This is a genomic window from Rhizobium sp. BK602 (assembly GCF_014195095.1).
Lineage (GTDB): Bacteria > Pseudomonadota > Alphaproteobacteria > Rhizobiales > Rhizobiaceae > Rhizobium.
Window position 1 is genome coordinate 25656 of record NZ_JACIBC010000007.1, and the last position, 13062, is coordinate 38717.

Consider the following 13062-nt stretch of genomic DNA (forward strand, 5'->3'; position numbering starts at 1 on the left):
CCGCATGGTCTGCTGGACCATGCGGCGGGCAATGGAATAAGAGCATGCGGGCGGAATCGCCGATTCCGCTCTTCGAAAGGGCCGTTGGCTTGGCACAGCTGGTGCAGGACAGAGATATCGACGAGGCGGAAAGCTCGAGCGACACCAGGATCGCCCGCCGTCGCTGGACTCACCCTTTCACGCTGATCCGCCGCATCTTCGGCAATGCCGTGTTTTCGAGCCTGACGCGGCGTATCCTGTTCTTCAATCTCGCGGCCCTCGTGGTTCTCGTCGGCGGCATCCTCTATCTCAACCAGTTCCGCGAGGGACTGATCGACGCCCGCGTCGAGAGCCTACTGACGCAGGGCGAAATCATCGCCGGCGCCGTCTCGGCATCGGCATCGGTCGACACCAATTCCATCACCATCGATCCGCAGAAGCTCCTGGAGCTGCAGGCCGGCCAGAGCATCACCCCCGTTCCGAACGACGAGGACCTGGAATTCCCGATCGATCCGGAAAAGGTGGCGCCCGTTCTGACGCGGCTGATCTCGCCGACCCGCACCCGCGCCCGCATCTTCGACGCCGACGCCAATCTTCTGCTCGACAGCCGTCATCTCTATTCGCGCGGCCAGGTGCTGCGTTACGATCTGCCGCCGGTCGACGACGAGAAACAGAGCTGGTCCGACTGGTTCAGCGGCTTGCTCAACAAGATGCTGCAGCCGGGCAATCTGCCTGTTTATAAGGAAGCGCCCGGCGGCGACGGCTCGATCTATCCCGAAGTCATGAACGCGCTGACCGGCGTGCGTGGCGCGGTCGTGCGCACCACGGAAAAGGGCGAGCTGATCGTCTCGGTCGCGGTGCCGATCCAGCGCTTCCGCGCCGTGCTCGGCGTGCTGCTGCTCTCGACCCAGGCCGGCGACATCGACAAGATCGTCCATGCCGAGCGGCTGGCGATCATGCGCGTCTTCGGCGTCGCAACATTGGTCAACGTCGTGCTGTCGCTGCTTCTATCCTCGACCATCGCCAATCCCTTGCGCCGGCTTTCGGCCGCCGCCATCCGCGTGCGCCGCGGCGGCGCCAAGGAACGTGAGGAAATCCCGGACTTCTCGGCCCGCCAGGACGAGATCGGCAACCTGTCGATCGCGCTGCGCGACATGACGTCGGCGCTTTATGACCGCATCGATGCGATCGAAAGCTTCGCCGCCGATGTCAGCCACGAATTGAAGAATCCGCTGACATCGCTGCGCAGCGCCGTCGAAACGCTACCGCTCGCCAAGAGCGACGATTCCAAGAAGCGGCTGATGGACGTGATCCAGCATGACGTTCGCCGACTCGATCGCTTGATAAGCGACATTTCGGACGCATCGCGTCTCGATGCCGAGCTTGCCCGCTCGGATGCGAAATCGCTCGACCTCGAAGTGCTGCTGCGCGACATGATCGATATTTCCCGGCAGGTCGGCCACAGCAAGAAAGCGGTCGAGATCGACTATGTCGTCGATCGCAAGCCCGGTGTGAAAACGAAATTTACCATCGACGGTCACGACCTGCGCATCGGCCAGATCGTCACCAACCTCATCGAGAATGCCCGCTCCTTCGTTGCCAGGGATACCGGCAAGATCACCGTGAAGCTGACACGGACGCGGACGCGCTGCGTCATCTATGTCGAGGACAACGGTCCCGGCATCCAGGCAGAGAATATCGACCGCATCTTCGAACGCTTCTACACAGACCGGCCGGAATCGGAAGGTTTCGGCCAGAATTCCGGCCTCGGCCTGTCGATCAGCCGGCAGATCGCCGAGGCGCATGGCGGCTCGCTGCGCGCGGAAAACATCGTCGACGGCGACGGCACGACGCTGCTCGGCGCCCGCTTCATTCTCTCGCTGCCCGCCGAAACGCCGGTATGAGCGGCCGGGCGACCAATATTCACGCAACGGCGATCGTCGTCGGCAAGACCGGGCTTCTGTTTCTCGGGCCCTCGGGCAGCGGCAAATCCACGCTTGCCTTCGCCTGCCTTGCCGCCGCCCGGCCGCTCGGTCTTGCGGCGAGCCTTGTCGCCGACGACCAGGTTTTCCTCACGCAGCGCGACGGGGCCGTCATCGCCGAATGCCCGCCCGCGATCGCCGGCCTGATGGAAATCCGCTATACCGGCATTGTCCGGCTTCCTCACGTCGCGACGGCGGAAATGCATTTCGCCATACGGCCGGTCGATCCGCCGACCGCCGAACGGCTGCCGCCCGACGACGAGCAGATCGAGGTTGCGCCTTCCATCCGCCTGCCCGTGGTCCGGCTTTCAGCAACATCGCTCAATCCGCTCGCCACAATTATGGCGAAAATTCCCATCAATTTCGATTAATCGGCCATTCAGGCCCCCACAGGCGCCCAATTCCCGTATTTTAAGCTTGCACTTCGTCTTTTCATCGCCAAGATGTGCCCCCACCGGTGGACGAGATTGCTGCATTGCGATATGGGCCACCTGTTTGCGTATGCGATGGGAGCAGTAATATCATGATCGGACTTGTGCTTGTCACTCATGGCAAGCTGGCTGAAGAGTTTCGGCATGCGGTCGAGCATGTCGTTGGTCCGCAGAAGTTCATAGAAACGGTATCGATTGGTCCCGAAGACGACATGGACAAGCGGCGGCAGGACATCCTGCAGGCCGTCGCCGGCGCCGATGATGGGCACGGCGTCATCATCCTGACCGACATGTTCGGCGGCACCCCTTCCAATCTCGCAATATCCGTCATGAACAGCGGCCACACGGAGGTCATTGCCGGCGTCAACCTGCCGATGCTGATCAAGCTGGCCGGTGTGCGCGGCGACAACAACATGGAGCGGGCCCTGGTCGAAGCTTCCGAGGCCGGACGCAAATACATCAACGTGGCCAGCCGTGTTCTCAGCGGCAAATGACGAGACAAGCATCCCGCCCATGACAGAGCTTTCCAGGGAACTTCTGATCATCAACAAACGCGGTCTCCACGCCCGCGCCTCCGCTAAATTCGTCCAGACCGTCGAAATCTACGATGCCGCCATCACCGTCTCGAAGGACGGAACCACGGTGGGCGGCAATTCGATCATGGGTCTGATGATGCTGGCCGCCAGCCCCGGCTGCAGCGTGCTGGTCACCGCCAAGGGTAAGCAGGCCGCCGAAGCGCTCGATGCGCTGGACAGGCTGGTCGCCGACAAGTTCGGCGAAGAGATGTAATTCCCTGCCCTCAGGACTTTTCGAGGATATAAAGACATAAAGACTTCTTTATATCATCATTGATTTCCCGCCTGAAGCCTGCTACACGGCATCATCCGTCACGCTGTCCGCGTGCTATTGTGTTGCCTTCGGCCGGGGCTTTCGCCCGCGGTGCGGCGGCATTGTTCAGGCTGGAGACCCTTATGAGCACTGAAAAGGACTACATCGTCGCCGATATCGGCCTTGCCGACTTCGGCCGCAAGGAAATCTCGATCGCCGAAACCGAAATGCCGGGTCTGATGGCTTGCCGCGAGGAATTCGGCAAGGCGCAGCCGCTGAAGGGCGCGCGCATCACCGGCTCCCTGCACATGACGATCCAGACCGCCGTGCTCATCGAGACGCTGGTGGCGCTCGGCGCGGAAGTTCGCTGGGCCTCGTGCAACATCTTCTCCACCCAGGACCACGCCGCTGCCGCGATCGCGGCTTCCGGCGTTCCGGTCTTCGCCGTCAAGGGTGAAAGCCTCGAAGACTACTGGACCTACACGGACAAGATCTTCCAGTGGACCGATGGCGGCCTTTCCAACATGATCCTCGACGATGGCGGCGACGCCACCATGTACATCCTGCTCGGCGCCCGCGCCGAAGCCGGCGAGGACGTGCTCTCCAACCCGCATTCGGAAGAAGAGGAAATCCTCTTCGCGCAGATCAAGAAGCGCCTGAAGGCTTCGCCGGGCTGGTTCACCAAGCAGCGTGACGCCATCAAGGGCGTCACCGAGGAAACCACCACGGGCGTCAACCGCCTCTACCAGCTCAGCCAGAAGGGCCTGCTGCCCTTCCCGGCAATCAACGTCAACGACTCGGTCACCAAGTCGAAGTTCGACAACAAGTATGGCTGCAAGGAATCGCTGGTCGACGGCATCCGCCGCGCCACCGACGTGATGATGGCCGGCAAGGTCGCCGTCGTCTGCGGTTATGGCGACGTCGGCAAGGGTTCTGCCGCCTCGCTCTCCGGCGCCGGCGCCCGCGTCAAGGTCACGGAAGTCGACCCGATCTGCGCGCTGCAGGCCGTCATGGACGGCTATGAAGTCGTGCAGCTCGAAGACGTCGTTGCCTCGGCCGATATCTTCATCACCACGACCGGCAACAAGGACGTCATCCGCATCGACCATATGCGCGCGATGAAGGACATGGCGATCGTCGGCAATATCGGCCACTTCGACAACGAGATCCAGGTTGCGGCGCTTCGTAACCTCAAGTGGACCAACGTCAAGCCGCAGGTCGACCTGATCGAATTCCCGAAGGGCAACCGCATCATCCTTCTGTCGGAAGGCCGCCTCCTCAACCTCGGCAACGCCACTGGCCACCCGTCCTTCGTGATGTCGGCCTCCTTCACCAACCAGACGCTGGCGCAGATCGAGCTCTTTACCAAGCCGGGCCACTACCAGAACCAGGTCTACGTGCTGCCGAAGCAGCTCGACGAGAAGGTTGCGCGTCTGCATCTTGGCAAGCTTGGCGTGAAACTCACCGAGCTTTCCGGCGAGCAGGCTGCGTATATCGGCGTGACGCCGCAGGGTCCGTTCAAGTCTGACCACTATAGATACTGACTACAACTCCAGTATCCACAACATCTTGTGGCTCCGGCATTGACAAATGCCGGAGCTTATTTTTTGGCCGGCTCCCTTCCCGGCGATTCCCTTAGGCAGTATTGTTTTTAGACTTGATTCGTGACGAACCGGGCCTGTCCCGGAGCCATGAAAATGGGATGTCTTGTCGAGATGCGGCACATTATAGGACGGAGACAGACCTCTTATGTTTGAAGGGGAAGACAATCTGCATCAGCCAGCGCTACGCCAAACGGCGGCGCAGTTGCTGCAGGGCGGTGCATATCGGCTTTCTGCGGGAGCGAAGCGCGGCAGGGGCCTGTTGGCCTCGTTCGCGCGCCTGCTTCGCTTCAGCGTTTTCGGCGGAATCGCGACCACACTCGCAAGCCCCGTGCTGGCCCAGACGAGTGCGGTCTCGCAGACGACCATTCGTCTCTTCACCTCCTCCGAAATGGCGGTATTTTCGGTCATCATCGGCGTGATCTCGGCAGCGCTGCTGTCGACCGTCTGGATGATCCGTCAGCGCGGCAACATGGAGAGCGAAAGCCGGGAAATCCGCACGGCCCTGTCGGACGCCAACCAGCGCATCTCGCAATATCATGCGCTGATCGCCGACAAGAACCGTCGCATCGTCATCTGGGACGGCCAGAATGCCCGCCCGGAGCTGCTCGGCCAGCTGCCCCCGGAGACCGGCGCCCCGCAAGACAATGATTTCCTCGCCTTCGGCCGCTGGCTGAAATCCTGGTCGGCCGGCGAGCTGGAAAAGGCGATCGACAAGCTGCGCGGCAGCGGCCAGAGCTTCGACATGGTGGTCGAGACCAACCGTGAGGAGATTCTCGAGGCCCAGGGCCGCATTTCCGGCGGCCGCGCCTTCGTCCGTTTCGTGGCGCTCAACAATCTGCGCGCCGAGCTGGCCGAACTGAAGATCGAGCGCGAGCGGCTGATGACCTCGATCTCCACCTTCCAGAACCTGCTCGACGCCATCGACCTGCCGGTCTGGCAGCGCGATGCCGATGGTAAGCTCAGCTGGGTCAACCATGCCTATGGCGAAGCGGTCGAGGCCGTCACGCCGGACGAGGCCATTCGCGAGGGCCGCGAATTCCTGACCACGGTCGCCCGCGAGCGCATCCGTGCCTCCGCCACACCGGAATCGCCCTTCCACGACAAGATTTCCACCGTCGTGCACGGCAACCGTACCTTCTTCGACGTCGTCGACGTCAAGTCCGCCAATGGTTCGGCCGGCATCGCCATCGACGTTTCCGAAGCGGAATCGGTTCGCGCCGAGCTGGCGCGCACGCTGAAGAGCCATGCCGAGACGCTCGATCATCTGGCAACGCCTGTCGCGATCTTCGACGGCGACCGGCGGCTGCAATTCTACAACCAGGCCTTCGTCCAGCTCTGGGAACTCGATATCGCCTTCCTCGAGAAGAAGCCCGACAATAGCGAGCTGCTGGACCGGCTGCGCGGCGCCAAGAAGCTGCCGGAGCAGCTGAACTGGAAGACGTGGAAAGACGGCGTGCTCTCCGTCTACCGCGCGCTCGATACGCAAACCGATCTCTGGCATCTGCCGAACGGTCAGATTCTCCGCGTTTTCGCCACCGCCCATCCGCAGGGCGGCGCCACCTGGGTCTTCGAGAACCTGACCGAGCAGGTCGATCTCGAAACGCGCTACAACACGCTGGTCAAGGTGCAGGGCGAGACGATCGACCATCTTTCCGAAGGTGTTGCCGTCTTCGGTCCCGATGGCCGCATCCGCCTCTCCAACCCGGCTTTCCGCATCCTGTGGAACATCACCGAGGCGCAGGCCAAACCGGGTACGCATATCCAGGCGCTGGCCGAGGCCTGCACGGCCTCCTACGACCGGCCGGATGGCTGGAAGCGCTTTGCCGAGCAGATCACCAGCTTCGACGACGAACGGCCGTCGTCGCAAGGCACGCTGGAACTCTATTCCAGCCTCGTGCTCGACTATGCCGTCATTCCGCTGCCGAACGCGCAGACGATGCTGACCTTCGTCAACAAGACCGACAGCGTGCGCGCCGAACGGGCGCTGACCGAGAAGAACGAGGCGCTGCTGAAGGCCGACGAGCTGAAGAACGATTTCGTCCAGCACGTCTCCTACGAGCTGCGTTCGCCGCTGACCAACATCATCGGCTTTACCGATCTCCTGAAGACGCCGGGCATCGGTTCGCTGAACGACCGGCAGGCGGAATATATCGACCATATCTCCACCTCCTCCTCGGTGCTGCTGACGCTGGTCAACGACATCCTCGATCTGGCGACCGTCGATGCCGGCATCATGCGGCTGAACTATTCCGAGATCGCGCTCGACGACCTGCTCGACGAAGTCTCCATGCAGATCGCCGACCGGCTGCAGGAAAGCGGCGTGACGCTGGAAATCACCGTGCCCGCCCATCTCGGCTCGGTGATCGCCGACCAGCAGCGGCTGAAGCAGATATTGCTCAAGCTCCTGACCAACGCCGCCAATTTCGCGCCGGAAGGCTCCACCATCGCGCTGAAATGCGGCCGCGACGGCACGGATTTCGTCTTCTCGGTCGCCGACACGGGTCCGGGCATTCCCGAAGAGATCATGCGCACGGTGTTCAACCGTTTCGCCTCCAGCGGCAAGGGCGGCAAGCGCAGCGGCGCCGGCCTCGGCCTCTCCATCGTCGAAAGCTTCGTCAGCCTGCATGACGGCCAGGTCTCGATCGAAAGCCAGCCGGGCAAGGGCACGACGGTCACCTGCCGGATTCCCTCCGCCGAACAGCCGCATTCCGTCGCCGCAGAATGACAGCCGCAGACGCCAGCATCTCGCTTTTCCTCGCAGACGACGCGGCGACCGCCCATCTCGGCGAGGATCTGGCATTGGCGCTGAAGGCCGGCGACTGCCTGGCGCTGTCGGGCGATCTCGGCGCCGGAAAATCCTCGCTCGCCCGTGCGCTGCTGCGCGCCGTGGCCGACGATACCGAGCTCGACGTGCCGAGCCCGACCTTCACGCTGGTACAATCCTACGAGCTGCGCATCCCGATCGCGCATTTCGATCTCTATCGCCTCGGCGATCCCAGCGAGCTCACGGAACTCGGCTTCGATGAGGCGCTGCAGACCGGCATCTGCCTGGTGGAATGGCCTGAAATGGCCGAGGGCGAGTTGCCGAAAGAGCGCATCGACCTCAAGCTGGAGCATGAGGGCGAAGGACGCCGCGCGACGATCGCGGCACCGGCGAAGCAATTGGCTCGCATCCGGCGCGTCCTTTCGATCCGCGCCTTCCTCGATGCCAATGGCTATGCCGGCGCCGAACGCCGGTTTCTGACGGGCGATGCCTCGCTGCGCGCCTATGAATCCATCTTTCCGCAAGGCGGCGGCCAACGCGTGATCCTGATGGACTGGCCGCGCCTGCCGGAAGGGCCGGCGGTGCTCGACGGCAAGCCCTACCCCAAGGTCGCCCATCTCGCCGAGGATGCCTATCCCTTCGTCGCCATCGCCAATGAGCTGCGTGAAAACGGCTTCGCCGCGCCGGAGATCTTCGCTGTCGATTACGATCAAGGAATCCTGCTGATCGAGGATCTCGGCACCGACGGCGTGCTCGACGACGAGGGCAGGCCGATCGCCGAGCGCTACCGCGCCAGCGTCGCCGCCCTCGCGCATCTGCACGGCCTCGATATCCCGCGGGATATCCCGGTGACGGCGGATCATGTCCATCACGTTCCCGATTTCGACCGCACCGCCATGAAGATGGAGGCGCGGCTGCTCATCGACTGGCACCTGCCCTGGAAGCGTGGCACGCCGGCAACCGACGAGGAGCGCGCCGATTATCTGGCGATCTGGGACAGCCTGATCGATCAATTGGGCGGCGCCGAAAAGAGCCTGCTGCTGCGCGATTTCCACTCGCCGAACCTCATCTGGCGGGCCGAGGAAAAAGGTCTCCAGCGGATCGGCCTGATCGACTTCCAGGATGCGATGATCGGACCGACGGCCTATGACCTCGCCTCGATTGTCCAGGACGCACGCGTCACCATCGAGCGGCCCTTGCACGACCAGCTCATGGTCGACTATCTGGCGTTACGCCAGGCGCAGGGCAATTTCGACGAAGCCGGCTTCCTGAAGAGCTGGGCGATCATGTCCGCACAGCGCAATTGCAAGCTCGCCGGCCTTTGGGTGCGGCTGCTGCAGCGCGACGGCAAGCCCGGCTATCTGAAGCACATGCCGCGCACGCTCGCCTATCTCGCCATCGCCTTCGAGCACGAGGCGCTCGCCTCCTTGCGCGAATGGTGCGCCAGGGCTGGAATAGGCAAGGCATAGTCTCCGAGACCGGACGACGCATTTCCGGCGGTGTGCTAAAGAAAAACAGCAGACGAATCACGAGTTCGAAACGACATGACCATCAAGCAAGCCATGGTGCTGGCCGCGGGGCTCGGAACCCGTATGCGCCCGATCACCGACACCATCCCGAAACCGCTGGTGAAGATCGCCGGCAAGGCGATGATCGATTATGCGCTGGACGCGCTGGCGGAAGCCGGCGTCGAGCGCGCCGTCGTGAACGTCCATCATCACGCCGACCAGATGGAGGCGCATCTGCGCGGCTATCGCGGGCTCGAAATCCTGATCTCGGACGAACGCGATGGTTTGATGAACAATGGCGGCGGCATCGTCAAAGGCTTGAAGCTGCTGAGCCGCGATCCTGTTTTCGTCATGAACGCCGACCTGTTCTGGATCGGTGAAAAGCCTGGACATCCGACGAACCTCGAGCGATTAGCCGGATTCTATGATTCCGAACGCATGGACATGGCCATGCTCTGCGTCGAGCTGGACAGAACGACCGGCCACAACGGCAAGAACGATTTCAGCATGGCCGAGGACGGCGGGCTGCGACGTTACCGCGATGCCGAATATGATGGCGTAGTCTATGCGGGCGCCTTCGCGATGAACCCGTCCTTCCTCGACGACGCGCCGGCCGATGCCTTCAACATCAACATCTATTTCGACAAGGCGATCGCCAAGGGCCGGCTTTACGGCACCATGCTCGACGGTCACTGGCTGACCGTCGGGACGCCGGAAGCGGTCGGCGACGCGGAGGAAACGATCCGGACCTTCCGGACGTTTGCGTGACGATGACGGGCGGCCACCGGCAGCGCATCCTGACGATCCCGGCGGGCCTGCCTTTCCTGAAGACCCTGGCGAGCGCCCTCTGCGAGGGACGGCTGACCGAACATTTCCGCCATGATCCCGATGATCCTCTGTCGCTCGCCAAGGTCACGATCTTCCTGCCGACGCGGCGCGCGGCGCGCGTGCTGCGCTCGGAATTCGTCGACCTGCTCGGTGGCCGTTCCGCCATCCTGCCGGTGATCAGGCCGCTCGGCGAAACCGACGACGACAGCGGCTATTTCGAAGAGGCACTGCCCGAAACCGCCGACCTGGCGCAGCCGCTCGCCAATACGGCACGGCTTCTGGAACTGGCGCGGCTGATCCTTGCCTGGCGCAACAAGCTGCCGCAGATCGTCCGCGACATCCATTCGGACTCGCCGCTGGTGGCGCCCGCAAGCCCGGCGGATGCCATCTGGCTTGCCCGCAATCTCGCCGAACTGATCGATTCCATCGAGACAGAGGATCGCGACTGGGCCGAGCTTGCCACGCTGAGCGCCGAGGATCATGCGCTCTGGTGGCAATTGACCGCCGAATTCCTGCAGATCGCCAGCGCCTTCTGGCCGGCGCGGCTGGAGGAGCTCGGCAAATCCTCGCCGGCGCGCAACCGCAACGCCATCCTGCGTGCCGAAGCCAAGCGGATCGCCGCCATGCAGCATGCCGGACCGGTCATCATCGCCGGCTCCACCGGTTCGGTGCCCGCGACGGCGGACCTGATCGCCGCCGTCGCCGCCTTGCCGCAAGGCGTCATCGTGTTGCCCGGTCTCGACCTGTCGATGCCCGACGAGGACTGGCAGCTCGTCGCCCCGGAAACCGGTCTCGGCGAAAAGGTCGATCCGACTACCCGCAGCCATCCGCAATATGGCCTGGCGCTACTGCTGAAACGGCTGCGCACGCCCCGCCGCGATGTCGAACCGGTGGCCGACGCCGCCGAGGACATGCGCATGCGGGCCGAGACCCTGTCGCGCGCGCTGGCGCCGGCAAAGGCGACCAGCGGCTGGGGTGCCTGGCAAAAGACCTTGCCGCCGGATTTCATCGACCGCGGCTTTGCCGATGTCGCCCTGATCGAGGCGGCGAACGAGCGCGAGGAAGCGACGGCGATCGCCATCGCCCTGCGGCTCGCCCTGGACAAACCCGGCCGCTATGGCGGCGAGAGCCAGGCGGCGCTGATCACGCCGGACCGCAATCTGGCGCGGCGGGTGACCGCCGAGCTGGCCCGCTTCGGCATCACCGCCGACGATTCGGCCGGCACGCCGCTCAATGCCACGCCGCAAGGTGCGCTGTTGCAATTGCTGCTCGAGGCAGTCCTTCGTCCCGGCGATCCCGTCGCCATCGTTTCGCTGCTCAAGCATCCCCTCGCCCGCTTCGGGCTTCCTTCGGAGGTACTGCAGCTAGGCGTCGATGCGCTGGAAATCCTTGCCCTGCGCGGCGGCGTTGCCGATGTCGATATCAACACGCTCGAACCGTTGCTCGACCGGCAGCTCGCCGAACAGGCAGCCGACCGCCACCCGCCGCAATGGCGCAAATCCCTCGCCCCCGGGGCGGCCGAGCACGCGCGCAGCCTGGCGCAGCAGGTGACCAAGGCGTGCGAACCCCTCACATCCGCGCTTTTGCAATCCTCTTCTTCCGGCGAGCTTCCGACGCTTTCGGAATGGGCCGAGCGCACCGGCCGCGCCCTGGAAGCCGTTGCCGCCGATGAGCGCGGCAATCTGGCCGCACTCTGGTCCGGCGAGGCCGGCGATACGCTGGCGAGCCTGCTGAAGGAGGTCATCGACACCGAAGGCCAGCTCGAGGCGGACGGGCCGCAATGGATCGATATCATGGCGGCGCTCTGCGCCGGCCAATCCGTCAAGCCGCGGGCGCTGAGCCACCCTCGCCTCTTCATCTTCGGCACGCTGGAAGCGCGCCTGCAAAGCGTCGACACGCTGATCCTCGGCGGGCTGAACGAAGGCTCCTGGCCGGGGCAGACCGCCAACAATCCCTTCATCTCCCGCAGCATGAAGACCGAGATCGGCCTGGAGCCGCCGGAACGGCGCATCGGCCAAGTCGCGCACGATTTCGAGATGGCGAACGGCACGCGCGACCTGATCTATTCCCGCGCGCTGCGGCAGGGTTCGACCCCGACCGTAGCCTCGCGCTGGCTGCAGCGGCTGATGGCGCTGGGCGGCAAGGCCTTCGCGAGCGAATTGAAGGCGCGCGGCGATCGATATCGGCAATGGGCAGGGATGATCGACGAGGGCGAAAACCAGGCTCCCGCACAACGGCCAGCGCCGCGCCCCCCCGCCGAATTGCAGCCGAAAAGCTATTCCTTCAGCGAGGTCGGCCGCCTGCGACGCGACCCCTATGCCATCTATGCCCGGCGGGTGCTGCGGCTCGACCCGATCGATCCGTTCAACCGCGATCCCGGCCCGGCCGAGCGCGGCACGCTCTATCACAAGATCATCGACCGCTTCATCCGCGAAGGCCACGTTGCCGGCACGCCGGATGCATCGCTGGCTATGGATCACATCCTCACCGAGCTTTTCGACGCCGAGCAATTGCCTGTTCATATCGACAGCGTCTGGCGGCCGCGCTTCCGCGAAGTCGCGCGCGCCTTCCTCGATTGGGAAGCGGAGCGGCGGCCGGAGATCCGCAGGACGGCGACGGAAGTGCCGGCCGGCGTCGCCATCGAGCCGATCGGCATCCGGCTCACCGGCGTCGCCGACCGCATCGATTTCAAGGGCGACAAGGCCGCCGACATCATCGACTACAAGACCGGCTACAATCCCTCCCCGGCACAGGCCCGCTCGCTGCTCGATCCGCAGCTGGCGCTGGAAGCCTACGCGCTCAAGGCCGGCGCTTTCCGCGATATCGGCCCGACCATCGCGGAGAACCTGCTCTATGTGCGGCTGAGACCCGGCGACCGCTTCAAGGTCGATCAGGTCAACAACGAGCTTTCCAGCCGCGGTGGCAAGACAGAAACAAAGTCGGCTATGGATCTGGCGCAGGAGTCCATGGATCAGCTGGTCAAATTCGTCTCGCTGCTGCAATCCGGCGAAAAGGGCTTCTCCTCGCGGCTGATCCCGGCGCAGCAATTCGAATATGGTGGCGATTATGATCATCTGGCCCGCGTCTCCGAATGGTCGACGGCGGAGACCGAACAGGAGGGCGGCGGCGATGAGTGAG

Annotated in this window: 9 protein-coding genes; all 9 read left to right on the top strand. The window is 63.7% G+C overall.

Translation table 11 applies throughout. The features are described 5' to 3' along the window. Positions 1 to 89 precede the first annotated feature (89 nt). Positions 90 to 1883: a sensor histidine kinase gene (locus FHX11_RS21965; protein ID WP_184361558.1), complete on the top strand. Its 1794-nt coding sequence runs from the start codon at positions 90 to 92 to the stop codon at positions 1881 to 1883. Continuing rightward, the gene (locus tag FHX11_RS21970) at positions 1880 to 2332 is read left to right on the top strand and encodes an HPr kinase/phosphorylase (protein ID WP_184360784.1); all 453 of its coding nucleotides are present in this window, start codon (positions 1880 to 1882) and stop codon (positions 2330 to 2332) included. The genes FHX11_RS21965 and FHX11_RS21970 overlap by 4 nt, the downstream gene beginning before the upstream one ends. 152 nt (positions 2333 to 2484) lie before the next feature. Next, complete coding sequence (locus FHX11_RS21975; protein ID WP_184360786.1) at positions 2485 to 2886, top strand: PTS sugar transporter subunit IIA; 402 nt, start codon at positions 2485 to 2487, stop codon at positions 2884 to 2886. A gap of 19 nt (positions 2887 to 2905) precedes the next feature. Next, the gene (locus FHX11_RS21980; RefSeq protein WP_184360794.1) at positions 2906 to 3181 is read left to right on the top strand and encodes an HPr family phosphocarrier protein; all 276 of its coding nucleotides are present in this window, start codon (positions 2906 to 2908) and stop codon (positions 3179 to 3181) included. Positions 3182 to 3363: 182 nt separating this feature from the next. Beyond that, a complete protein-coding gene (ahcY, locus tag FHX11_RS21985; RefSeq protein WP_184360795.1) occupies positions 3364 to 4764 on the top strand; it encodes an adenosylhomocysteinase in 1401 nt (466 codons plus the stop codon). Positions 4765 to 4969: 205 nt separating this feature from the next. After that, positions 4970 to 7549, top strand: a complete 2580-nt coding sequence (locus FHX11_RS21990) for a PAS domain-containing sensor histidine kinase (protein ID WP_184360799.1) — start codon at positions 4970 to 4972, stop codon at positions 7547 to 7549. Next, positions 7546 to 9057 carry a tRNA (adenosine(37)-N6)-threonylcarbamoyltransferase complex ATPase subunit type 1 TsaE gene (gene tsaE, locus FHX11_RS21995; RefSeq protein WP_184360802.1) on the top strand — a complete coding sequence of 504 codons (1512 nt, stop codon included), beginning with the start codon at positions 7546 to 7548 and terminating at the stop codon, positions 9055 to 9057. The genes FHX11_RS21990 and tsaE overlap by 4 nt, the downstream gene beginning before the upstream one ends. A 75-nt stretch (positions 9058 to 9132) precedes the next feature. Then, complete coding sequence (locus FHX11_RS22000) at positions 9133 to 9864, top strand: nucleotidyltransferase family protein (protein ID WP_184360805.1); 732 nt, start codon at positions 9133 to 9135, stop codon at positions 9862 to 9864. Between the two features lie 2 nt (positions 9865 to 9866). Then, on the top strand, positions 9867 to 13061 hold the full coding sequence (gene addB / locus FHX11_RS22005) for a double-strand break repair protein AddB (protein WP_184361564.1): 3195 nt from the start codon (positions 9867 to 9869) through the stop codon (positions 13059 to 13061). Position 13062 lies beyond the last annotated feature (1 nt).

Coding starts and splice junctions, on each gene's coding strand:
- FHX11_RS21970 (WP_184360784.1), top strand. CDS start 1,880: ATGAGCGGCCGGGCGACCAATATTCACGCAACGGCGATCGTCGTCGGC.
- FHX11_RS21975 (WP_184360786.1), top strand. CDS start 2,485: ATGATCGGACTTGTGCTTGTCACTCATGGCAAGCTGGCTGAAGAGTTT.
- FHX11_RS21980 (WP_184360794.1), top strand. CDS start 2,906: ATGACAGAGCTTTCCAGGGAACTTCTGATCATCAACAAACGCGGTCTC.
- ahcY (WP_184360795.1), top strand. CDS start 3,364: ATGAGCACTGAAAAGGACTACATCGTCGCCGATATCGGCCTTGCCGAC.
- FHX11_RS21990 (WP_184360799.1), top strand. CDS start 4,970: ATGTTTGAAGGGGAAGACAATCTGCATCAGCCAGCGCTACGCCAAACG.
- tsaE (WP_184360802.1), top strand. CDS start 7,546: ATGACAGCCGCAGACGCCAGCATCTCGCTTTTCCTCGCAGACGACGCG.
- FHX11_RS22000 (WP_184360805.1), top strand. CDS start 9,133: ATGACCATCAAGCAAGCCATGGTGCTGGCCGCGGGGCTCGGAACCCGT.
- addB (WP_184361564.1), top strand. CDS start 9,867: ATGACGGGCGGCCACCGGCAGCGCATCCTGACGATCCCGGCGGGCCTG.